Here is a 21,087-nt window from a genome sequence, read left to right as displayed (position 1 = left end):
GCAGGACCAAGCCCGGTACCGGGCGTACTTCTGGGCGGGAACCGCTCCACAGGAACGGCGGGGTACGACGGCGGCCCGGCGCCGCCGTCGTACCCCGCCCCCGATAAAGGCCCGGTGCGCTACTCGGTGACCTCGAAGGTCAGCGTCTCGGTGAACTCGCGGCCGTGCACGTCGGTCGCGGTGACCTCGGCGCTGTGCTCTCCGACGGCGAGGTCCGCGGACAGGCCCAGCCGCCAGAGGTGCATGGAGCGGTCGGCCAGCCCGCCGCCGTGGACGAACTGTTCCTGGATGGCCACGGGGTCGGACCATTCGGCGCCGACGAGCGGGGTCTCGCCGCGCAGCTGCTGGGTGCGCACGGCCGCGGTGGGCGGGCCGCCGTCGATGGAGACCTCCACCGTGGACCCGGTGGATCCCATCCAGAAGTTGGTGGTCAGCCAAGTCCCGGAGGCGTCCCCGCGGGACACGGTCAGCGGGTCCTCGAGCGCGGGCGCGGTTCCGCGCGGCTTGCCGGAGTTCTCGGCATACCAGGCGCGGTAGGCCGGCGTGTTGAGTCCGACGGCCATCTGGCGCGAGGCGTCGCCGCCCTGCGGCGTGAAGCGCTCGGTCACCTTCGTGTTCTTGATGTCCAGGGTGAGCACGCCGGGAGGCGTCCCGTCGCGCTGGACCGAGGTGCGGTAGCCCCCCGGCAGCTCGCGGCCGCTGTACCAGTGGCCGGACACGGCAGGGACGGTCAGGTGCGTGAATGGCAGACCCGCCTCGCCGACCTCGTCGCGCCAGCCGTCCATGAGATCACCCTCGCGCAGGTTCTCCGACATGTGGGTGTGGCCGCCGAGCGCCGTGACCTTGCGTCCTTCGAGGATTTCGTAGATCTCCTTGATCTGCTTGGTGGTGTGCGAGTTGCTGTAGAAGAACTCGAGGAGCGGGCTGTGCCCGGCCAACACGATCGTCCGGTCCTTGGGCACCCGAGCGATGTCCTGGCGCAACCACTCCAGCTGTCGCTCGCCGAGTCCGTAGGTGTAGGCGCTCTTGGCCGCCGGAATCCGCGTCGGGTACTCGATGGTGCTCAGCGCGACGACGTGCGCCTTGCCGGCGTCGTACGAGTAGTACTCCGGGCCGAACTGGTCGCGGAACGTGTCGAACTCGTGCTCGCCGTCGAGCGCGTCGAAGTCCAGGTCGTGGTTGCCCGGCAGGAAGCGCGCCGGGCCGTTGAGCATGCCCGTCAGCTCGCGGGTCTGATTGAAGATCGAGAGGTCGTCGCCGACCACGTCGCCGATGAACAGCGCGCCGCAGCCCTCGTAGTCGGAGCGTTCCGCCAAGTCGGTGAACACGCCCGCGCGGGCGTACTCGACCTCCTTCTCGTTGTAGGTCTGGACATCGGCACCGATGGCGCAGTGCTGCTCCGGCGACTGGGTGGCCTTGCTCTTGGCGAGCGGGAAGTTGACCGCCTCCGGCAGCGCACCGGTCGGGGCGATGCCGCCGTACTTCAGGTCCGGCGAGCCCTCCGGCAGGTGGTTGTAGAAGAACTGGGCGACGTTGTCGCCGTCGACCGGCACCTGGTAGCCGCGCGGCTGGGTGACGAACACGGTCATGTTGTTGAACGCCGGGAGCTCGTACCGGCCCTTGCCGTCCGTGGTGGCGACGTCGCGCCCGTTGGAGACGGTGACGCCCCGGACGCCCTTCTCAGTGCGGTCCTGGACGGAGTTCTTGTTCCTGTCGTCGAAAACGACGCCGTCGATCGTCGCCGCGTCCTCGCCGGTGCCTCCGACGACGTTGACGGAGCCGCGGTAGGCGGTGGAGTCCCAGTCGGCCTCGGCAGCGGCCGGGGCGGGTGCCGAGGGGACGGAAGGCGAGGCAGGTGCCGCGCTGGCGGTTGGGACGGCGAGGGCGCCAGCGAAGACGACGGCGAGTGCCCCCGCCGCCAGCCTGAGGGGACGGGCGGCGCATTTCCTGGGCGGTTGGGTCGGCGAATGCAAGACGTACCTCCGGTGTGGTGACTACCTGCCGGACGATTCGCCGGCCGTGTCAACCGTGCCAACCGCAAGTGAATGGCGTGCCACGGTCAGGCCATGGAGGCTTGGCCCGGCCGTTAAGATTCGCCCAACGGCGGCGTCGCGTCGCCGGGGCGTTGCGTCCGGAAGCAGGGGGGCGTCTTCCGTTGCGAGCCCTACAGGGGCGGCCTACACTCGCCCCACCACCCCGTCGAGAGAACTCCAGGACGCTCTACGTGTCGGATGCACTGGGCACGTGGATGTTCTGGTCTGAAGCAGAACAGGAATCGGCCATGACCAAGTATTTGTTCCAAGGAAACTATGTGGGCGCGGGCATCAAGGGGCTGATGCAGGAGGGCGGATCCAAGCGGCGGGACGCGGTCGAAAAGGCCCTGGAATCCGTTGGCGGATCGCTGGAATCCATCTACTACGCGTTCGGCGAGACGGATGTCCTCGGAGTCTTCGACATTCCGGACCAAGCTAGCGCCGCGGCACTGTCCCTGATGATCAATTCCAGCGGCGCCGTGCACGTGCGCCTCACACCCCTCATGACGCCGGAGGACCTAGACGCGGCCGCGAGCAAAACGCCGTCGTACCGCGCGCCCGGCCAGTAGGGGTGGTCGGGCGCCCGTCGTGTGTGTCTGTGATGTGCCGCCTTAGCGCCGCACACCGGCGTTGGCCCGCTCCACGCCCTCCGCCGCCGGAAGGCCGAGCTCCGCGACGGCGTTGGTCGGCGCCTTGGTCCGCGCGTGGGTGACGTAGAGCGGCAGCGCCGTGAACAGCAGGCCGCCGACGAGGTTGCCGAGCACCGTTGGGATCTCGTTCCAGACCAGGTAGTCCATGATGGTGAAATCGCCGCCGAGCAGCAGGCCGGACGGGAACAGGAACATGTTCACGATCGAGTGCTCGAAGCCCATGAAGAAGAACAGCATGATCGGCATCCACATCACGATCACCTTGCCGGGGACGTCCTTGGCCATCATGGCGCCGGCCACGCCGATCGAGACCATCCAGTTGCACAGCATCCCGCGGACGAACAGTGTCAGCATGCCCGAGGCGCCGTGCTCCGCGTAGCCGAGCGTGCGGCCCTCGCCGATGTGGCCGATGGCGACGCCGACCTCGTTCGGCGGGATGGCGAAGCCGTACGTCACGACGATCGCCATGAGCACGGCCACCGTGAACGCGCCGGCGAAGTTCCCGACGAACACCAGCCCCCAGTTGCGGAGCACGCCGCGGACGGTGACGCCGGGCCGCTTGTCCAGCAGCGCCAGCGGAGTCAGGACGAACACGCCGGTCAGCAGGTCGTAGCCGAGCAGGTACAGCAGGATGAAGCCCACCGGAAAGAGCAGCGCGCCCGCCAGCGGGATGCCGGTGGTCACGCTCACGGTGACGGCGAACGCCGCAGCCAGGGAGAGCAGCGCGCCGGCCATCGCCGCGCGCACCAGGGTGTCGCGGGTGGACATAAAGATCTTGGACTCGCCGGCGTCGATCATCGTGGTGATCAGATCGCTGGGTTTCACGTAGGACATGGGGATACGCTCCGGGGGATCGGGCTTTGGCTGCGGTCCGCGCTGGACCACTCAAAAACCCTATGCGGCCGGTATTTCGGCCACATGACCGGAGGGCCCCGCCACGTTACTTTTGGCGCACACTTTCCGGCGCCCGCCGTGAGAGTGGGGGCCGCACGGCGTCGTTCCGTCACCCGGCATCCCCGCCGCCACCTGCGTGTTTGAACGCCAACCGGCCACCGACTAGCGTCTTGACCATGCCTCCGGCCGAATCAGCATCCAAACCGCAGAACGCCCTCCTTGTGCTGGGAAAGATCAGCGCGATCCTCGACGCGTTCTCGCTGCGCCAGCCGGTGATGACGCTGGCGGACCTGCGGCAGGCGACCGGCATGCCGACGTCGACCGTCCAGCGCCTGGTTGCGAACCTCGTCAGCCAGGGATTCCTGGACCGCGAGGGCGACGCCTACCGGATCGGCCTGAAGCTGGCCTACTGGGCGGCGCCGGCGGTCCGCGGCCGGGAGATTCTGGACGTCATCAGCCCGCTGCTCTCCGGCCTGCGCGACGCCACCGGAGAGACGGCCTGCCTGTTCCGCGCCGAGCAGCGCTTCCGGGTGTGCGTCGGCATCGCCGAGACGCGCCACACGCTCCGCCGCGAGATGCACCTGGGCAAGATCCTGCCGCTGCACGCCGGATCCGCCGGGCACGTCCTGCTGGCGTACGACGACGAGCTGCTGCGGGACGTTCTGGAGAATCCGCTGGAGTCCATCACGGGCGCCACGATCACCACGTCGGCGGACCTGGAGCAGACGGTCGCGCGGACCCGCGCCGACGGCTTCGCGATCACCACGGGAGAGCTGGAGAGCGGCTCCTCGGGGCTGTCGGCCCCGATCTTCGACTCGGCCGCGGGCGTCGTCGCTGCCGTGACGATCAGCGGCCCGACCTTGCGCATGCCGCGCGAGGTGTGCGAGGGGTGGGTCGAGACCTTGCTGGAGACGGCCGAGCAGATGACGCGGCTGATCGGCGGCCGGTTCCCCGGCGAGGCGAAGTCCCGCCCCGCCTAAAGCCCGGAAGGACGCCTGCGGCGCCGGGACCCCACTCGCTACAGCGACGCGCCGCCGCAGATGGTGATCGTCTGGCCGGTGATGGAGCCGCCGTGCGGGCCAAGGAGCAGGCCGACCATCTCGGCGATGTCCGCCGGGTCCACCAGCTTGCCCAGCGGCGGGACCTTCGGCGGGACGCTGGCCCGGGCCGGGTCCGCCAGCATCGGGACCCCAGCCAGGGGTTCGTGGGGCCGCTGGCCGAGGCCGCGCTGGAGCGGATGACGTTCGACGCGGTGTTCCTCGGCGCGGACGGCGTGGCCCCCGACGCGATCTGCGAGGCGGACCTGCAGCAGACGCGGCTCAAGGAAATGATGTGCGCCCGCTCCGAGCGGGTGGTGGTCCTGGCCGACGCCTCCAAGCTGGGGCGGGCTCCGTTCCACGCGTGGGCGAAGCTGCCCGAGGCGTGGACGCTGATCACCGACGGCTCCGCCACGGAGGAGCACCTGGAGCCCTTCCGCGCGGCAGGCGTGGAGGTCCTGGTGGCCGCGGTGGCCGCTCCGAACAAGGCCGCGTAGGCCCGCATGCACAAGGAGGCGGCGCTCGCCGTGGCCCTCGCGGAAGTGGCGTTGGATAGCGTGACCCCCGCATCGGAGGCATAACGACGCCGTCCTCTCCTTCCATCCATTAGAATTACGAATGGTTTAACGGATGCGAGTTTCCTGTTGGGGGAGTAGTGCGGTTTTTTCGAGGGGTGGCCCTTGCCTGTGCCCTGCTGGTGGTTGGAATCGGCGCCGCATCACCGGCCGCGGCGCAGGGCGTGGGGCCGGCGACGGTAGGCGCGGCAACCGCCGTCGCCGCAACGGCGACGGTCGGCGCGGCAACGAGTGCCGGCAAACCGATCGACGGCAGCAAGTGGCTGGTGATCGGCGACTCCAACAGCACGCTCAACATCGACCAGGTCCAGGGGCGCTCCTACACGGTATTCGCGCCAGCCATGACCAAGGGCAAGCTGTTCAAGCAGTTCAGCACCGCGACCTCCGGAAACCGCGCCGACCAGCAGTATGTGAAGCTCACCAGGCTGCTCACCGCCGGTGCCCGTCCCACCATGGCCTCGGTCATGGTCGGAACCAACGACATCTCGCAGGGCATCCCCATGGCGACGTGGCAGGCGAACTACAAGCGGATCGTCAACAAGCTCATCCAGTTCGGAATCGAGCCGGTCATCATGACGCTGCCGCCGCGGAGCGGGCCGATCAGGGCGACCGCCCCCGCCGTGGTCGAGGACCAGTGGAACGCGTGGCTGCGCGGCTACGCCAACGAGAGGGGCTTGGCCTACGTCGACGTGTGGAAGACGGTCGCCGACCCCAAGACCCGCGAGTTCAAGACCGGGTACTACACGGCCAAGGACGGCGTGCACGTCAACGGCTACGGCCAGATGATGGTCGCGCAGGAGTTCGTCCGGGTGCTGGCCCCGCGCCTCAAGGCCGTCCCCGCCGGCAGCAAGCAGGCGCTGGCCCCGAGCCGGACCGACACCAGGAACCTCCTGCCCAACGGCGTCTTCCGCTCCACTTCCACCGCGGGGTGGGTCAGGTACGGCCGCACGAACGCCGAGGCCGATTCCGCGGCCCCCGGCGGCTACGCGCTGAACCTCAAGGGGAATGCCAGTGACGGCCTCAGCATGCTGGCCACCAAGAAGCTCCCGGCCGCCGGCAGGTTCAAGGCCGGGAACAAGATGAAGATCGTGCTCAAGTCCAAGATCATCGACTCGGGCGGCAACAATTCCGGTACGGGACTCAGGCTCATCGTCCGGGAGTGGAAGGGCGCCAAGTACGTCAACGCCCCAACCGAGTACTTCGGCCAGAACCTGGAGAACACCGCCTACCTCGACCACAGCTGGGAGTGGCAGGTTTCGCCCGGAACCACCGCCATCACGCTCTACTGGAAGTACGAGGAAGGACCGGTCTCCAACCGGAAGATCCACGCGCACCTCGGCGGCGTCGGCCTCTACAACCTGACCGCGCTCGGCAAGGGCTAGCCCGGCGACCGCTGGGCAAACTACTGCTTCTCCCTGTCGCCCTTTTCCATTAGGATCACGTCCAACTCGTAGGGGCGGGTTTGGATTCTCTTGGGGGAACAATGCGTATTTATCCTGCGGTAGCAATCGTCTGCGCTCTTTTGATGGCCGGGCTCGTCGCCGCGCCGCCGGCGACCGCGCAGGGGGTGGGGAGTCCGGCGATCGCCACGGCCACCACCGTCGGCAAGGTGATCGACGGCGGCAAATGGCTGGTCATCGGGGACTCGAACAGCGTGCTCACCACCAACCAGGTCCAGGGGCGCTCCTACACGGTGTTCGCCCCCGCGATGACGAAGGGCAAGCTGTTCAAGCAGTTCAGCACCGCTGTCTCCGGGCACCGATCGGACCAGCAGTACCTGAAGCTCACCGAGTTCCTTGCCACGGGCGCCCGGCCCACGATGGCGTCCGTGATGGTCGGAACCAACGACATCGCCCACGGCATCCCGATGGCGACGTGGCAGGCCAACTACAAGAAGATCATCGAGCAGCTCATCACCTCGGGCATCGAGCCGGTCATCATGACCCTCCCGCCCCGCAGCGGACCCAACAGGGCCAGCCTTCCGGCGGTCGTAGAGGACCTGTGGAACGCGTGGCTCAGGAGCTACGCCCAGGAGAAGGGCCTGGTCTACGTCGACGTGTGGAAGGCGGTCGCCGACCCGGTCACCCGGGAATTCAAGACCGGCTACTACAACGTCAAGGACGGCGTCCACGTCAACGGCTTCGGCCAGATGGCGATCGCCAAGGAGTTCGTCCGGGTGCTGACCCCGCATCTCAAGGCGGTCTCCGCCTCCAGCAAGCAGGCGCTCACACCGAGCCGGACGGACACCAGGAACCTCCTGCCGAACGGCGTCTTCCGCTCCACCTCCACGGCGGGGTGGGTCAGGTACGGCCGCGCCAACGCCGAGGCCGACTCCGCCGCCCCCGGCGGCTACGCGCTGAACCTCAAGGGCAGCGCCAGCGACGGCCTCAGCATGCTGGGCACCAACAAGCTCTCCGCCGCGGGCAAGTTCAAGCCCGGCGACAAGATGAAGATCGTCCTCAAGTCCAAGATCATCGACTCGGGCAGCAACTACTCGGGTTCGGGGCTCAGGCTCATCGTCCGGGAGTGGAAGGGGACGCAGTACGTCCACACCACCACCGAGTACTTCGGCCAGAGCCTGGAGAACACCGCCTACCTGGACCACAGCTGGGAGTGGACGGTCTCACCGGGCACCACGGCCATGACGTTGTTCTGGAAGTACGAGGAGGGGGCGGGCGCCTCCCGACGGATCCACGCCCACCTCGGCGGCGTAGGGCTCTACAACCTGACCGCCCTCGGGAGGAGCTAGCTCCTTCAGCTTCAACCCGCCATCCCCTATCGTGGGGGCCATGCCCGAGATGCCCGAGGTGCAGGGACTGGCCGACTTCCTGCGGCTGAAGCTCGTCCCTGCCGACGCGCCGCCCGCGACGGTCGCGCAGGTGGAGGTGGTGTCCTTCTCGGTGCTGAAGACGGCGGGGGTTCCGCTGGACGCGCTGGGCGCCGGACCGGTGACCGGCGTCGGGCGTCGGGGCAAGTTCATTGTCCTGACGGCCGGCGGCGCGCACCTGGTCATGCACCTCGCCCGGGCCGGCTGGCTCCGCTGGTCCGACGCCTTGAGGCCCGAACCGTTGCGGCCCGGCAAGGGTCCCGTCGCGCTTCGTGTGCGGTTCGGGGACGGCGGCGGGGCGCGGCCCGGGTTCGACCTGACGGAGGCCGGCACCACCAAGGCGCTGGCGGCCTACGTCGTCGAGGATCCGCTCGAGGTGCCGGGGATCGCGCGGCTGGGGCCGGAGGCGCTCGACGTCGACCGCGGGTCCTTCGCCAGGATGCTGGCGACGCACAACAGCCAGATCAAGGGCCTGCTGCGCGACCAGTCGGCGATCGCCGGGATCGGCAACGCCTACAGCGACGAGATCCTCCATGCCGCGCGGCTGTCTCCCTTCGCCGTCGCATCGAAGCTCGGGCCCGACGACGTGGCGCGGCTCCACGACGCGATGCACGCGGTGCTTGAGGCCGCCGTCGCCGCCGCGTCCGGCCGCCCGGCCGCACAGCTCAAGGACTCCAAACGCAAGGCGATGCGCGTGCACGGCCGCGCCGGAGAGGCGTGCCCGGACTGCGGGGACACGGTCCGGGAGGTGTCCTTCGCGGACTCCTCGCTCCAGTACTGCCCCACGTGCCAGACCGGCGGGAAGCTGCTGGCGGACCGGCGGACGTCGAAGTTCCTCAAGTAGGCCGCGCGCGCCGGGGCCGCGGCAGGGTCACCCGGCGCGAACGGGGACGGCCCGCGAACGAGGCCGGGGCCGCGCCCGCGCGCGGACCAGCGACCCGACCGTGGGCTGGCCGAGCAGGATGCCGCCGAGGACCAGGGCCATGCCGGCCAGCTGGCGGCCGCTGAGCGCCTCGCCGGCCACGGCCGTGCCGAGCAACACCCCGGTGACCGGGTTGAGCAGGCCGATCAGGCCGACCGTCCCGGCGCCGAGCCGGCTCAGGGCGGCGAACCAGCACGCGAACGCCAGCGCGGACGCGACGGCGGACAGGTAGACCATGGCGGCAATGCCGCTGGCGTCGAGCGCCGGCGGCGCGCCCTCCATCACGGCGGCGACCGGCAGCAGCATCAGGCCTCCGAAGACCAGCTGCCAGGAGGTCTGCGCCATGACGTCCCCGCCGCCTCCCCACTTCTTCGCCAGCACGTAGCCCAGCGACGACATCGCCATCGCCGAGACCGAGGCGAGGATCCCCGCGGCGCTCAGCGCGGCGGCGCCGGTGAGCACCATCAGCGCCACGCCGCCGATGCCGAGTAGTGCGCCGGCCAGGGCCAGCGGCCTGGGGCGCTCGTGGATGACCGCCCACGCGATGAGCATCATCGCCACCGGCGACGTGGCCATCAGCGTCGACGCGATGCTGGTCGGCAGCAGCTGCGCGGCGACGTAGACCAGCGCGAAGAACGCGCCCATGTTCAGTGTGCCGAGCACGGCGGCCTTCCACCACCACGCGCCGCGCGGCAGTCGGCGCCGCAGCGCGAGCAGCAGCAGCCCGGCGGGGAGGGCGCGCAGGGCGGCGCCCCACAGCGGGGAATCGGCCGGGAGGTACAGGGGCGTGACCAGGTAGGTGCTGCCCCAGGCCACCGGGCCGACGGCGGCGACGAGCGCCCAACGCCATTTAGCTTCCATGGAAGTCAGTTTAGCTTCCGGGGAAGCTAAACTGAAGCACTGTGAGTGACTTCAAGGACCGGGTGTCCGAAATCCAGGCCGATTGGGGCCGCGAGCGCCCTGAACTCGACGTTTCCCCGATGGGGGTGATCGGGCGCCTGCACCGTCTGGGCGGCTTCCTGCGCGAGGAGCTGGTGTCCGTCTACGCCGAGTACGGCCTGGGGGAGGGCGACTTCGACGTCCTGGCGACGCTGCGCCGCGCCGGGTCCCCGTTCGAGCGCGCGCCCAAGGACCTCGCCCGGAACACCATGGTGACCACCGGGGCCATGACCAAGCGGATCGACCGGCTAGAGTCCGCCGGGCTGGTCGCCCGCCGCGCCTCCGACGTCGACGGACGGGGCCGCGTCGTCGCGCTGACCGCCCGCGGGCTGGAGATCATCGACTCGGCGTTCGCGCACCACATGGACAACGAGCGCCGGCTGCTCGCCACGCTCACGCCGCGCGAGGCCGCGCAGTTGGAGGCGCTGCTGGCCAAATGGCTCGGCGACTTCGAGCGGGGGCCGGCGGACCGGCGCCGCGCCGCCGGCTAGAAGAGTTGGCGCAGGTTCGTCTTGGCCAGGTCCAGCAGTTCGTCGCCCCGTCCGGAGAGGACGGTCCGGAGTGTGTAGAGCGCGAACCCCTTGGCCTGCTCCAGCTTGATGGCCGGCGGGATGGTCAGCTCCTGCGCGTCGGTGACCACGTCCACCAGTGCGGGGCCGTCGTGGGCGAACGCCTCGGCCAGGGCGGCGTCGACTCCCGCCGAGTCCTCCACACGGATCCCCTTGATGCCCATGGCCTCGGCGACGGCCGCGAAGCTCGGGTTCTCCAGCGACGTGGCGAACGGCACCTGCCCCGCGGCCTTCATCTCCAGCTCCACGAAGTTCAGCGACGAGTTGTTGAACACCACGATCTTCGCCGGCAGGTCCATCTGCTTCAGCGTGATGAGGTCGCCCAGCAGCATGGCCAGCCCTCCGTCGCCGGACAGCGTCACGGCCTGCCGGGCGCGGTCCTGCGCCAGGACGCCGATCGCCTGCGGCAGTGCGTTGGCCATGGAGCCGTGGGAGAACGACCCGAGGAGCCGCCGCCTCCCGTTCATCGTCAGGTACCGGGACGCGTAGACCACGGGGGAGCCGACGTCGGGCAGGAACACCGCGTCGTCCGCGGCGAGCTCGCTGATCCGCCGGGCCAGGTACTGCGGGTGCACGGGCGCGCCGGGGCGGGCCGGCGTCGCCAGGTCGTCCAGCTTTTCACGCGTCTTCGCGTAGTGCTTCTGCGCGTCCTTGAGGTGCCTGTCCTTCTTTTGCTCCAGCAGCGGCAGCAGGGCGGCAGCGGTCTCGCCGACCCCTCCCACCAGCGCGACGTCGACGGGGTGCCGCCGCCCGATCTGCTCGCCGCGGATGTCCACCTGGATCAGCGTGGTGCCCTCCGGGTAGAACTGCGGGTACGGAAAGTCGGTGCCGAGCATCAGGATCGCGTCGGCGTCGGACATCGCCTTGTAGCCGCTCGCGAAGCCGAGCAGGCCGGTCATCCCGACGTCGTACGGGTTGTGGTGCTCCAGGTGTTCCTTGCCGCGCATGGCGTGCACGATCGGCGACTTTAGCCGCTCCGCGAGCTGCATGACCTCGGCGTGTGCGCCGGCGGTCCCGGCCCCGCCGAGGATGGTCACGGACTTTGCCGTGTTGAGCGCGTCGGCGGCCTCCCTCAGCTGGTCCGCAAGCGGCACGACGGCGGAGCGGGACTTCCGGGTCAGGGTGCGCCGGTCGCTGTGGGCCTCGGCGGACGCCACGTCCCCCGGGATGACGAGGACGGCCACGCCGCGCTTTTCGATGGCGGTGCGCATCGCGATCTCCAGCATGCGCGGCATCTGTTTCGGGTCCGCCACGTACTCCACGTAGACCGAGCACTCCCGGAACAGCTCCTGCGGATGGGTCTCTTGGAAGTAGTTGGTGCCGATCTCCACGGTGGGGATGTGCGCCGCGATGGCCAGCACGGGCACGCGGCTGCGCTGCGCGTCGAAGAGCCCGTTGATCAGGTGCAGGTTGCCCGGGCCGCAGCTGCCGGCGCAGACTGCCAGCTCCCCGGTCATCTGGGCCTCGGCGCCCGCGGCGAATGCCGCCGTCTCCTCGTGCCGCACGTGGATCCACTCCATGTCCCCGTGCGTGCGGAGGGACTCGGTAAGCGCGTTGAGCGAGTCCCCGGGCAGGCCGTAGATGCGCTTCACGCCATTGAGGGAGAGGGTCCGGACGAGGTTTTCGGCGACGGTGACCATGGTCCCAGCCTAGGCACTATCCCGTCCCGCGAGCCAGACTGCCGGAGCCGGTCCACACCCCCGGGGCGGAGACCGCCCATTTGTGCATCGAATGCAGTTACAGTGGAGCCGACCCCGAATGCACACACCGGACCGGAAACCCATGCCCCCACCGCACCGACCCGCCGTCGCCCGTGCCGCCTGCGCCTTGGCGCTGGCCCTGGCGGGAATATCGCTCACCGCGGGCGCGGCGGTATCCGGCGCTTTGAGCCCCGCCGCCTCATCGGAATCCGGCTCTCCCGCCCCGGCCTACCCGGAGAACACATCGGCACCGGAGGCCGACGACGGCGACATCGTCACCCTCCCGGGCCGCACCGCGGAATCCGAACGGCTGTTTCTGGCGGCAACCACCGCCGTGGAGCCGCTCATCGACGCCGACGCCATTCTGGCTGCGGTCGAGGAGGCGGACATCGACGACGGTGTCCGCGTCTATCTGGGCGTGGACCGCACGCCCTCCAGCAGCTCCAGCGCAGCCCAACTCGTCCGCGGCCTTTTGCTCTTCGGCGAGACCGACGCGCTTGCGGACGATTGGCTCGAGAACGGCCGCACCGACGGCTACGTCGGCGACGATTGGATCGTCGTCGGCGTCATCCTGCCGGGGGACACCGGTGGCATCAGCGACGTGTCCATCGACGTCGGCCGGAACATGCACATTACCGCCGAGGGAGGGCTTGAGGCCCTCGAAGCGACCGGCGCGGCGGGCTTCGCCGCCGGCGACTACACGGCCGCGCTTTCCGACCTTGCCGTCGCCGCCGGGAACGGCATGGAGCCACGGTTCGATCCGGCCCCGTGGGCCGCCGGTGCAGGGGGCTTGCTGCTCGCCGGGCTGGCCGGTTACGGCGCCGTCGTCGCGCGACGCCGCTGGGTTGCGGTCAAGACGACCGTCCGCACCAAGGAAGCCGCCACGCTCGCCTCCCGCAGCCGGAGCCTCGCGAAGCGCCTGCGCGCCTTGGATCGCGAGCCGCCGGCCATCGCCGGCCAGGGACCGGTCGCGGCCGCATTACGTGGCCTGCGCGAGGGCTCGGCCGAACTGGCCGAAGTGGACGCGGACCGCGCACGCGCCCTCGCCGGGGGAGGTGCCGCCGGCGAAGCCCTCGGCGAACGGGATATCGGCGAGCTCACGGCCATCAGCGAACGCCTCCAGGCACGACTCGACGCGCTCGAGGGCATCCGACTGCTGCTACGCGGCGACGCCGCGTCCCGCCGGGCTTGGAACCGTCAGATCGCCGGGCACCGCGCCCGCCTCGAGGCCGCCGCCCAGGCGCTCGACACGCCGGGTGCCCGCGACCTCCCGGCGGCGCGGGACCTGATGGCGATGGCCATCCGGCAGACCAACGAACTGGACGCCTGCAAGATTGAGGCGGCCCGCCTGACCCGACTCAATCCGGAATCGGCGAGAACCACCGGCTCCTACGCCCTCTTGGACCGGATCCATACGCTGCGCAACGACCTGGACAGGGTGCTGGGTGCCCTTGCGGACCAGGCGCGGCAGTCGCGGATCGCGCTGCCGTCGCGCGCGCTGGAGGAGGCGCGGCTCCTGGTGACCGGCGATGGTCGGCACCGCCCCGCGGACGGGGACGTGCTCGGGCAGATTGCTCTCGCGGCCGGTCAGGCGGCGGATGCCGCCGCCGAATCCGACCGCAACGTCAACGACACTGCGGCCGTGTCCGGAGCCCGTCCGTGAGGGCCCGCGGCCGCCCCCGCTTTGGGTTCCCCTGGATCGCCGCCGCGCTCGTGGTCGCCACGGCCGCGTTCGCCGGAACCGGCCTGGCCACGGTCGCCACGGAGCCCACGTCTCAGGTCACCATCGCGGTGGAGGAAGGGCTGCCGCACAACATCACCCAGGCGAGCGTGGACGCCGCCCTCGGCGCACCCATTCGCTCCTGGGAGCCGATTACCTTCCGCGTCACCGCGCGGCACCTGACCTACGACGAACTGTACGGAGAAGCGGACCCTGGCGCCGACGTCGTCCTTAGCACAGCCCTCGAGGACCTGCGGGGCTCGACCTTGCCGGCCCGCTTTTCCGGGGCCGCGGTGCGCGATGGCGCGGCGGACCGCGACGAGATGCTGGAGGACCGCTTCGACATCCACGAGGCGTACCTGCGGAACCTGGGCCTGGGACATGGCCCGCTGGCGGTGGCGGCGTCCGCCCGGACCGCCGCGGATGTCCTGTATGAGGGACCCGTCCGCACCCCGATGTTCTGGTTGGCCGGAACCGGGCTCGGCGTGCTGCTCACCGGAGCCGTCCTGACGCTGTCCCTGCGCCGGCGCGCACACTGGGAATCGCGCTACCGCCGGCTCACGGCCGCGCAACGGAAACTGGCCCGCGTGGTGTTGGACCTGGAGGCGCTGGAAGTCACCTACGTGTCCACGCCGGAGCGCGCGCGGCCGGATGGCTTCACCGCGGCGTGGGAGGAGCTTCGGGAATCGTCTCTAGAGCTGGCGCGAGGTGAGGACAGGGCGGTCGCCGCGGTGTCATCCGCCGCGTCTGCGCGCACGGCGGAGACCGGTGAGCTGGTCTCCCGGTTCGAGGCAGGGGCACGGCGGCTGACCCGGCTTGCGGACGCCCTGCTGGGCGCGGGCACGGTGCACGGGCGGTGGGCCGGCAGCGGCAGGACGTTCGATCGGCTGGCCGCGCCATTGAACGACGCCGGCCGGGAGTTGCTGGTGCGCCTGCGGGACGCGCCGGGTGGCACGGTCCACACGAGCCTGCTGGAGCGGCTGCGCGCGGATCTGAAGGCGCAGTTGTCCGTCGCCGCTCAGGGCGAGGCGGAGGCCGCGGCGGGGGAAACGGGCCGGGCACCGGCCGTCATGGCTTGGACGGCCGCGGAGCGTCGGCTGGCCCGGACGGCGCGGGACGTGGAGCGCGCCCTCCGCCGCTACCCGCACGGGAAAGTGCGCCCGCGGTGGCGCGACGTTGAGGACCTCGGCCCGTTGCGCGAATCGCTGGGGCTGCCGGCGGAGCGGTCCGGCGAATCCCTCGAGGCGCTGGACCGGGCGAACGCGGTGGCGCGGGCCCTGCTGGGAGACGTCGAGGCGTACGACGGAGCTCCCGCCCCCGGCGCGCCTGGCCGGAGCGTGTGGCCGCGGCTGGCGAAGTGGCTTTCCGGCGTCGGGCGGAGGGCAGGCGTGGACGAGCCGGCAAGGGGCAGGGGAACCCTGTGGCTGATCGGAGGGGTGGCGGCCGCTGTCGCGTCCATGATCGCCGCCGGAGTAGTCTCCTCGGCGCTGCTGGAACGCCCGGTGTGGGAGCTGGTCGGGAAAGAGAGGCTGCGGACCCTCACAATCGACGGACAACTGGAGGGCCTGACAGAGCCGGACATCCGCCGCTATCTCGAGGACAGCTTCACCGAGCCGGTGGACCTCACCGTTGCCGTCCGCGACGCCGAGGAGTACCTGACGGTGCTCCAGGACGAGGACGAGCCGGGGCTGCAGCGGTTGGATCCCTCGGGGACGCTGGAGGCCCTGTCGCGGGTGAAGGCCGAGTTCCCCGCCCTGGTCGATCCGGGCACGGGCGAATTAAAGCCCGAGCAGGCGATCATGCCGGTCATGGTGTTCGACGACGGCAGCATCACGGTGCCGGCGACCATGACCGGAGCTGTGTCGGTGGGGGACGCCAATCGGTTGGGCTCGTCGTTGTGGTCGTACGGCTCCTTCTACGTGACGGAACAGCGGGGCGTGCACGTCGCCATGGAGATCGAGGATCTGGCCCGTGGGCTGCAGTCCAACGGTTTCCGGAACGGCGACGTGGGATTCGGTCTCCTGTTCTGGCTGTTGTCGACCACCTTCACTCTGGCCATGCTGACCGCCGCCAAGGTCGCCCAGTACGGCGGGACCATCTCCGCCGGACTGGGCCGTTTCGGCCGCGGGGGCGCCGGGTTGCGAACGGCGCGGCGCCGGTTGGAGGCGTTGGCGATGGGGCTGGACGACTCCCGCCTCGATGCGGTGGCCGTGCTGGGCGCCGGGGCCGCGGGGCCGGGCGCGGAGGCGGATCAGCGGCTGTTCGAGCGTGGGCTGGTCATGGCGTGGCGCGAGGCCGACGACCTGGCCGCGCTGCCGCTGGCCTCCCGTCTGTCTGCCGGCTACGCGGAGCGGGTGGCGCACCTGCAACGGCTGGTCGCCGTGCTGGGCGAGCGGGACGCCGACGTGCAGCGCCGGACGAAGGCGCTGCTCGACGCGACGCGCGGTGCCGGTGGCGGCGGGGCCGGGGGGACCCCAGACCGCGGCGCCCCTGTCCAGGAGCTCGCCGACAGTGGCAGGATCGGCGCATGACCCGGTTTGCCATCGACGCGCCCACCGCCCTGCGCATGATCCGTGAACAACCCGCGCTCGGCCCGCACACCCTCGTGGGCCCCGCCGCGCTCCGGACGGACGTCCTCCGGAGCATCTACCGGGATGTCCGGGACGGCCGGCTCGAGGAGAAGGCTGGGCTGGCGGAACTCGAGCGGCTCGCCGGGCTCAGGATCCGCCTGCTTGGCGATCGGGTCTCCCGCGCCACGGCGTGGAAGATCGCGTCGCGGCTGGGGTGGCCGGACCTCGGCGACGCCGAATATCTCGCCGTCGCCCAGCTCCAGGCCGACGCCTTGGTGACAACGGACGATGCCCTCCGCGCCGGGGCGGAGGGCATCGTGCCGATCGCCGCGTTCGGGGACCTCCTGGGCGAGGGGGCGGCCGGGCGCTAGGGCTTCGCGGCCCCGCCGTCGTCGCCCGCGGATTCGACCCGGGGGATGTTGCCCGTGGGCGGCGCGACCGGCGGCGTCAGCACGGACGCGTAGTCGTGCTGGGACGTGTAGGTCAGGAATCCGAGGTGCGCCTCGTAGCGGTCCAGGACGTCGTCGATGATCTGCTGGTGGGTGACGCCCATCAGGTCGTAGCCCTCGGACCCGGTCTGGGCGAACACCTCCACCCGGTAGTAGACGTCCGTCTCGCGGGACATGCGCCCGCCGAACATCGGGACCGGGGCCTCGACGGCCTGAACCTGGTAGAGGAAATCGCGGTGGTCCGGGATGGAGACCATCAGCGCGTGGCTGGAGATGCCGATGTCCTCGTTCGGCAGGATGTCCAGCGTCGCCTCGTAGCCCTGCTTCGTGAACTCCTTGAGCACGTCGGCCAGCGCGGGCCGCACGGTGCGCTCCATAAACAGCGCCACCTGCTTCTTGGAGGGGTAGGAGCGCATGCCCGCCAGCCGCTGGCGCCAGGTGCGGTCCGGCACCAGGCCGCCGTGGACCGCCGTCGCCTGCCGGCGCAGCACCTGCCCCTCGCGCTCGGCGCGCTCCATGCGCAGCACCTTGGAGAAGGACGCCATGACCAGCCAGGCGATGATCGTCACCGGCAGGGCGAAGATGAGCGTGGCGTACTCCATGGTGGTGACGCCGCCGGCGACGAGCATGGCGATGGTCAGCACCGCCGTCAGCACGGCCCAGAAGATGCGCATCCACTTGGCGCCGTCCTGGGACGGGTCCGGGATGGAGGAGGAGAAGTTGGACATCACCATGGCGCCGGAGTTGGCGCTGGTCAGGTAGAACAGCAGGCCGGAGAGCGTCGCCAGGCCGATCAGGAAAGAGGCGCCGGGGAACATTTGCAGCAGCGCGTACCAGCCCTGCTCCGGGCTGTCCATGGCCAGTTGAGCGAACTCCGTGTTCCCGTTCAGGACCTCGAACATGGCGCTGTTGCCGAAGATGGTCACGATCAGGAAGTCGCAGAGAACGGGTGCGGTGATGGCGGCGATCACGAACTCGCGCAGCGTGCGGCCGCGCGAGATGCGCGCGAGAAACAGGCCCACGAACGGCCCCCAGGCCAGCCAGAACGCCCAGAAGAACAACGTCCAGCCGGCCATCCATTCCGAGCCGCCCTCCTGGTAGGCGAACGTCTGCAGAGTCCGGTCCGGCAGTGAGAAGACGAACCGGCCGATGTTCTCCACCATCGCGTTGAGCAGGAAGGAGGTCTGACCCGTCACCAGGATGTACAGCAGCATGGCCGCGGCGCTCCAGATGTTCAGCTCGGAGACCAGGCGGATGCCCTTGTCGACGCCGGACGTGCACGCCGCGATGGTCATCACGACGGCGACGATCACCAGCGCGATCTGCAGGGCCAGGCCCTGCTGCAGCCCGAACAGCAGCGAGAAGCCCACGTTGAGCAGGACGACGCCGATGCCCATAGAGGTCGCGACCCCGAAGACCGTGCCGACGAGCGTGACGATGTCGATCGCGTCGCCGATGCCGCCGCGGACGCGCTTGCCGAGCAGCGGGTAGAGCGCCGCCCGGATGGACAGCGGCATGCCCCAGCGGTAGGCGAAGTAGCCCATCGCCATGCCGAGCAGCGCGTACATGGCCCAGCCGGCCACGCCGTAGTGGAACATGGTCCAGACGACGGCGTCCTGGGCGGCCTCCGGCGTCTGCCCCTCGCCGGCGGGCGGGGACATGTACTGTGTGATCGGTCCGGTGACGGAGTAGAAGAGCATGTCGATGCCGACGCCTGCTGCGAACAGCATGGCCACCCAGGTGAAGAGCTTGTACTGGGGGCGCGAGTGGTCGGGGCCCAGCCGGACGGAACCCTCCTTGGACAGCGCCACCCACAGCACAAAAACGATGACCACGGTGACGGTCAGGACGTAGAACCAGCCGAGGTTCTCGGCGATCCAGGCGACGACGGTCTTCATGGTGGAGGCGGCGCCGGCGGGCATCATCATGGCCCAGACGGAGAACGCGACGATGACGGCCGAGGAGATGACGAACACGCGCCAGTTGACCTTGGGCCCGGGCGCCTCGATGAGCTCGGCCGGCGCCTGGCTGAGTTCCCGGCTGGAGACGGGAGGCCGGTTCTCGAAGTCCTGCCGATAGGTGGGGCGGTCCGTGCCGCCCAGTTGGGTCCGCGGGATCGGCGGCCCCTGCCGCCCATTACCCGGGCGCTGTGAATCTTCTGCTTCAGCCATCGAATCCTCCTTTGGATTGGCGACGGGACAGACAGGCGTCGGCTCTGGCGGACGTCTGCAGCCTCGGTCCAAAAAGGAGGGGGAGGCCGTGCACGGAAGCACCCTGTCGTGCGGCCTTTAGGGGTGATTCTAGTACGCGGGGTCAAAACGGGGCCGGGCGGCCCGTCCGGAGGCTAAGCGGCCCGGCGCCTGGAACCCGCCCAATGCGCGAGCAGCGCGGCCAGCACAACGGCGCATCCGACCGCGGCGAGGCCGAGCGTCAGGCCGATCCCGGCCTCCGTGGCGTGACCGTCCGGGGCGACGCGCACGGCCAGGAGCGCGCCGACCACGGCGGTCCCGAACGAGCCTCCGATCGTGCGGAGCACCTGGTTGAAGCCGATCGCACTGCCGACGTCGCGGCCGGGCACGCTGCGGGCGATGAGCGTGGGCATGGCCGCGTAGGTGAAGCCGATCCCGACGCCGAACAGCAGCATCCCGAGGACCACGCCCCAGAGCTCCGTGTGGACCGCCCATAGCAGCATCGAGGCCGCCGTCAGCATGCCGGCGCCGATCGGCAGCAGCGCCCGGGAATCGACCCGCCGCGTGAGCACGCGGGCGGTCCGGTTGGCGCCGAAGCTGCCCACGGAGAACGGCAGCATCACAAACCCCGCCCAGAAGAGGGGCAGCGCGGCGCCGTATCCGGTGGCCTCCGGCGCCTGCGCGATCAGGCTGACGACTGACAGGAACATGTACATCACCACGCCGAGGCCCAGCGCCGTCGCGTTGGCCAGGAGCACCTCGGTGTTGCCCAGCGAGCGCAGGTCCACGAGCGGGTGCCGGCGGCGCAGCTCGGTCAGGACCCAGCAGGCCAGCAGCGCCGCGGCGCCGGCGAACACACCGGCGGTCCAGCCCGCGGGCCAGTGCGGGCCCTCGCCGATGCCCAGCAGGAGCAGTGCCAGTCCGCCGCCCAGGAGCAGCGCTCCGGCGAGGTCGAACGGGGTGCGCTCGGCGGCGCCGCCCGGCCCGTCCGGGACCGTGCGTCCCACGACCACGAGGGTGGTGGCGACGAAAAGGACGGCGAACCAGAACGCGAAGCGGTAGTCGAAGAGCCCGGCGATGACGCCGGTCAGCGGGTAGCCGATCCCGATCCCGGTGGAGACGGTGACGGACAGGCTCGCGATGCCGAAGTGTGCGACGTCGGAGGGCAGGTGCCGGCGCGCCAGGGCGATGGTGACCGGGACGATTCCGTAGGTGAGGCCCTGCAGCGCGCGCCCAACCAGGAAGATGGTGAAGTTCGGGGCGACGGCGGCCACGATGGATCCGGCGAGGATGATCCACAGCGCGACCAGCAGCAGGCACTTGCGGTGCGGGCCGTCGGCCAGCCGCCCCATCACGGGCGTGGCGATGGCGCCCACCAGCAGGTTGACGGTCAGCATCCACTGGGCCGTGGCGACCGGAACGTCCATGTCCCGCGCGACCGCGGGCACCAGCAGCATGCCGAGGGAGCTGACGATGGCGGTCGCGAGGGCGGCGTAGACCAGCGCGGGCAGCAGGCGGTTCCGGGTGGCGGTCTCAGTCATCCAGCGGCTCCGCGGTCAGCTTGCGCAGCACGGGCAACACGGACTCCAGGGCCGAGACCTCGTCCGGGGACAGGCGCTCCTCGATCGCCCCGGCCAGCCAGCCGTACCCGGCCCGCATCTCCGCCGCGAGGCGCTCGCGCCCGGCGTCGGTGAGCGTGATCCCCACCCGACGCCGGTCCGCCGCGTCCGGGACGCGGGCGACGTGTCCCATGTCCTCCAGCTCGCGGACGGAGAGCGAAGTGGCCTGCGGGCTGACCTGCGCGACGGCCGCCAGTTCGGAGATGGCGGCGGTCTTGTGGGCGGCCAGGTGCGCCAGCACCGAGAGCTTGCCGGGGGAGAGGGTGCGCCGCGCCCGGAGCCGCTGCTGCAGTGGGATGAGGGCCTCCGCGAAGTCACGCGCGGTCCGTTGGGCTGAAGTCATTCCCAAAGTATACAAGTAACTTGAACAAGTTGCTTGCGGATTTCTTCAGAT

17 protein-coding genes and 1 pseudogene are annotated in these 21,087 nt (G+C 70.3%); 10 read left to right on the top strand and 8 right to left on the bottom strand.

Going from position 1 to position 21,087, the window contains the following annotated elements:
- Positions 1–119 precede the first annotated feature (119 nt).
- A complete protein-coding gene (locus AC3ZJJ_RS13265) occupies positions 120–1,973 on the bottom strand; it encodes a calcineurin-like phosphoesterase C-terminal domain-containing protein (protein WP_489892283.1) in 1,854 nt (617 codons plus the stop codon).
- Positions 1,974–2,281: 308 nt separating this feature from the next.
- On the opposite strand from AC3ZJJ_RS13265, the gene AC3ZJJ_RS13260 reads away from it, so the two are divergent.
- Positions 2,282–2,602 (top strand): GYD domain-containing protein, encoded by a 321-nt coding sequence (locus AC3ZJJ_RS13260; protein ID WP_489892282.1) that lies wholly within the window; start codon positions 2,282–2,284, stop codon positions 2,600–2,602.
- Positions 2,603–2,644: 42 nt separating this feature from the next.
- Here the strand turns inward: AC3ZJJ_RS13260 and AC3ZJJ_RS13255 are convergent, their stop codons facing one another.
- Positions 2,645–3,517 carry a formate/nitrite transporter family protein gene (locus AC3ZJJ_RS13255; RefSeq protein WP_489892281.1) on the bottom strand — a complete coding sequence of 291 codons (873 nt, stop codon included), beginning with the start codon at positions 3,515–3,517 and terminating at the stop codon, positions 2,645–2,647.
- Between the two features lie 236 nt (positions 3,518–3,753).
- Here AC3ZJJ_RS13255 and AC3ZJJ_RS13250 point away from each other — a divergent pair, with 236 nt between their 5' ends.
- On the top strand, positions 3,754–4,557 hold the full coding sequence (locus AC3ZJJ_RS13250; protein ID WP_489892280.1) for an IclR family transcriptional regulator: 804 nt from the start codon (positions 3,754–3,756) through the stop codon (positions 4,555–4,557).
- A gap of 38 nt (positions 4,558–4,595) precedes the next feature.
- Here the strand turns inward: AC3ZJJ_RS13250 and AC3ZJJ_RS13245 are convergent, their stop codons facing one another.
- Complete coding sequence (locus AC3ZJJ_RS13245; RefSeq protein WP_489895909.1) at positions 4,596–4,760, bottom strand: hypothetical protein; 165 nt, start codon at positions 4,758–4,760, stop codon at positions 4,596–4,598.
- 15 nt (positions 4,761–4,775) lie between these two features.
- On the opposite strand from AC3ZJJ_RS13245, the pseudogene AC3ZJJ_RS13240 reads away from it, so the two are divergent.
- The 4 genes and pseudogenes from AC3ZJJ_RS13240 to AC3ZJJ_RS13225 form a co-directional block, all read left to right on the top strand.
- Positions 4,776–5,111: pseudogene (locus tag AC3ZJJ_RS13240) on the top strand (DeoR/GlpR family DNA-binding transcription regulator); the annotation flags it as partial.
- 176 nt (positions 5,112–5,287) lie between these two features.
- A complete protein-coding gene (locus tag AC3ZJJ_RS13235; RefSeq protein WP_489892279.1) occupies positions 5,288–6,571 on the top strand; it encodes an SGNH/GDSL hydrolase family protein in 1,284 nt (427 codons plus the stop codon).
- A gap of 143 nt (positions 6,572–6,714) precedes the next feature.
- On the top strand, positions 6,715–7,938 hold the full coding sequence (locus tag AC3ZJJ_RS13230) for an SGNH/GDSL hydrolase family protein (RefSeq protein WP_489892278.1): 1,224 nt from the start codon (positions 6,715–6,717) through the stop codon (positions 7,936–7,938).
- 40 nt (positions 7,939–7,978) lie between these two features.
- The gene (locus tag AC3ZJJ_RS13225; protein ID WP_489892277.1) at positions 7,979–8,860 is read left to right on the top strand and encodes a DNA-formamidopyrimidine glycosylase family protein; all 882 of its coding nucleotides are present in this window, start codon (positions 7,979–7,981) and stop codon (positions 8,858–8,860) included.
- Between the two features lie 27 nt (positions 8,861–8,887).
- On the opposite strand, the gene AC3ZJJ_RS13220 is transcribed toward AC3ZJJ_RS13225, so the two are convergent.
- Positions 8,888–9,799, bottom strand: coding sequence for a DMT family transporter (locus AC3ZJJ_RS13220; protein WP_489892276.1), 912 nt, complete (start codon positions 9,797–9,799; stop codon positions 8,888–8,890).
- A gap of 41 nt (positions 9,800–9,840) precedes the next feature.
- Here AC3ZJJ_RS13220 and AC3ZJJ_RS13215 point away from each other — a divergent pair, with 41 nt between their 5' ends.
- Entirely contained in the window at positions 9,841–10,368 is a 528-nt protein-coding gene (locus AC3ZJJ_RS13215) for a MarR family winged helix-turn-helix transcriptional regulator (protein WP_489892275.1), read from the top strand.
- On the opposite strand, the gene poxB is transcribed toward AC3ZJJ_RS13215, so the two are convergent.
- On the bottom strand, positions 10,365–12,086 hold the full coding sequence (gene poxB, locus AC3ZJJ_RS13210; RefSeq protein WP_489892274.1) for a ubiquinone-dependent pyruvate dehydrogenase: 1,722 nt from the start codon (positions 12,084–12,086) through the stop codon (positions 10,365–10,367). The two genes, AC3ZJJ_RS13215 and poxB, sit on opposite strands and share 4 nt — an antisense overlap.
- Before the next feature lie 142 nt (positions 12,087–12,228).
- Here poxB and AC3ZJJ_RS13205 point away from each other — a divergent pair, with 142 nt between their 5' ends.
- From AC3ZJJ_RS13205 to AC3ZJJ_RS13195, 3 genes are read left to right on the top strand one after another with little or no spacing between them, the layout of a single operon-like run.
- Entirely contained in the window at positions 12,229–13,809 is a 1,581-nt protein-coding gene (locus AC3ZJJ_RS13205; protein WP_489892273.1) for a hypothetical protein, read from the top strand.
- Entirely contained in the window at positions 13,806–16,397 is a 2,592-nt protein-coding gene (locus AC3ZJJ_RS13200; RefSeq protein ID WP_489892272.1) for a hypothetical protein, read from the top strand. The genes AC3ZJJ_RS13205 and AC3ZJJ_RS13200 overlap by 4 nt, the downstream gene beginning before the upstream one ends.
- The gene (locus tag AC3ZJJ_RS13195; RefSeq protein WP_489892271.1) at positions 16,394–16,807 is read left to right on the top strand and encodes a PIN domain-containing protein; all 414 of its coding nucleotides are present in this window, start codon (positions 16,394–16,396) and stop codon (positions 16,805–16,807) included. The genes AC3ZJJ_RS13200 and AC3ZJJ_RS13195 overlap by 4 nt, the downstream gene beginning before the upstream one ends.
- On the opposite strand, the gene betT is transcribed toward AC3ZJJ_RS13195, so the two are convergent.
- The 3 genes from betT to AC3ZJJ_RS13180 form a co-directional block, all read right to left on the bottom strand.
- Complete coding sequence (betT, locus tag AC3ZJJ_RS13190; RefSeq protein WP_489892270.1) at positions 16,804–19,056, bottom strand: choline BCCT transporter BetT; 2,253 nt, start codon at positions 19,054–19,056, stop codon at positions 16,804–16,806. The two genes, AC3ZJJ_RS13195 and betT, sit on opposite strands and share 4 nt — an antisense overlap.
- A gap of 173 nt (positions 19,057–19,229) precedes the next feature.
- A complete protein-coding gene (locus tag AC3ZJJ_RS13185) occupies positions 19,230–20,615 on the bottom strand; it encodes an MFS transporter (RefSeq protein ID WP_489892269.1) in 1,386 nt (461 codons plus the stop codon).
- On the bottom strand, positions 20,608–21,036 hold the full coding sequence (locus AC3ZJJ_RS13180) for a MarR family winged helix-turn-helix transcriptional regulator (protein ID WP_489892268.1): 429 nt from the start codon (positions 21,034–21,036) through the stop codon (positions 20,608–20,610). Before AC3ZJJ_RS13180 ends, AC3ZJJ_RS13185 begins: the two co-directional genes overlap by 8 nt.
- Positions 21,037–21,087: the final 51 nt, after the last annotated feature.

It is taken from the genome of Arthrobacter sp. AOP29-A2-19, from assembly GCF_058138025.1.
This window is presented reverse-complemented; position numbering and strand designations above follow the sequence as displayed.

Bases quoted from the DNA above. Each gene is read 5' to 3' on its own strand.
- AC3ZJJ_RS13245 (WP_489895909.1), bottom strand. From the start codon at position 4,760: ATGCTGGCGGACCCGGCCCGGGCCAGCGTCCCGCCGAAGGTCCCGCCG.
- AC3ZJJ_RS13220 (WP_489892276.1), bottom strand. From the start codon at position 9,799: ATGGAAGCTAAATGGCGTTGGGCGCTCGTCGCCGCCGTCGGCCCGGTG.
- AC3ZJJ_RS13195 (WP_489892271.1), top strand. From the start codon at position 16,394: ATGACCCGGTTTGCCATCGACGCGCCCACCGCCCTGCGCATGATCCGT.
- betT (WP_489892270.1), bottom strand. From the start codon at position 19,056: ATGGCTGAAGCAGAAGATTCACAGCGCCCGGGTAATGGGCGGCAGGGG.
- AC3ZJJ_RS13250 (WP_489892280.1), top strand. From the start codon at position 3,754: ATGCCTCCGGCCGAATCAGCATCCAAACCGCAGAACGCCCTCCTTGTG.
- AC3ZJJ_RS13205 (WP_489892273.1), top strand. From the start codon at position 12,229: ATGCCCCCACCGCACCGACCCGCCGTCGCCCGTGCCGCCTGCGCCTTG.
- AC3ZJJ_RS13180 (WP_489892268.1), bottom strand. From the start codon at position 21,036: ATGACTTCAGCCCAACGGACCGCGCGTGACTTCGCGGAGGCCCTCATC.
- AC3ZJJ_RS13260 (WP_489892282.1), top strand. From the start codon at position 2,282: ATGACCAAGTATTTGTTCCAAGGAAACTATGTGGGCGCGGGCATCAAG.
- AC3ZJJ_RS13225 (WP_489892277.1), top strand. From the start codon at position 7,979: ATGCCCGAGATGCCCGAGGTGCAGGGACTGGCCGACTTCCTGCGGCTG.
- poxB (WP_489892274.1), bottom strand. From the start codon at position 12,086: ATGGTCACCGTCGCCGAAAACCTCGTCCGGACCCTCTCCCTCAATGGC.
- AC3ZJJ_RS13255 (WP_489892281.1), bottom strand. From the start codon at position 3,517: ATGTCCTACGTGAAACCCAGCGATCTGATCACCACGATGATCGACGCC.
- AC3ZJJ_RS13185 (WP_489892269.1), bottom strand. From the start codon at position 20,615: ATGACTGAGACCGCCACCCGGAACCGCCTGCTGCCCGCGCTGGTCTAC.
- AC3ZJJ_RS13230 (WP_489892278.1), top strand. From the start codon at position 6,715: ATGGCCGGGCTCGTCGCCGCGCCGCCGGCGACCGCGCAGGGGGTGGGG.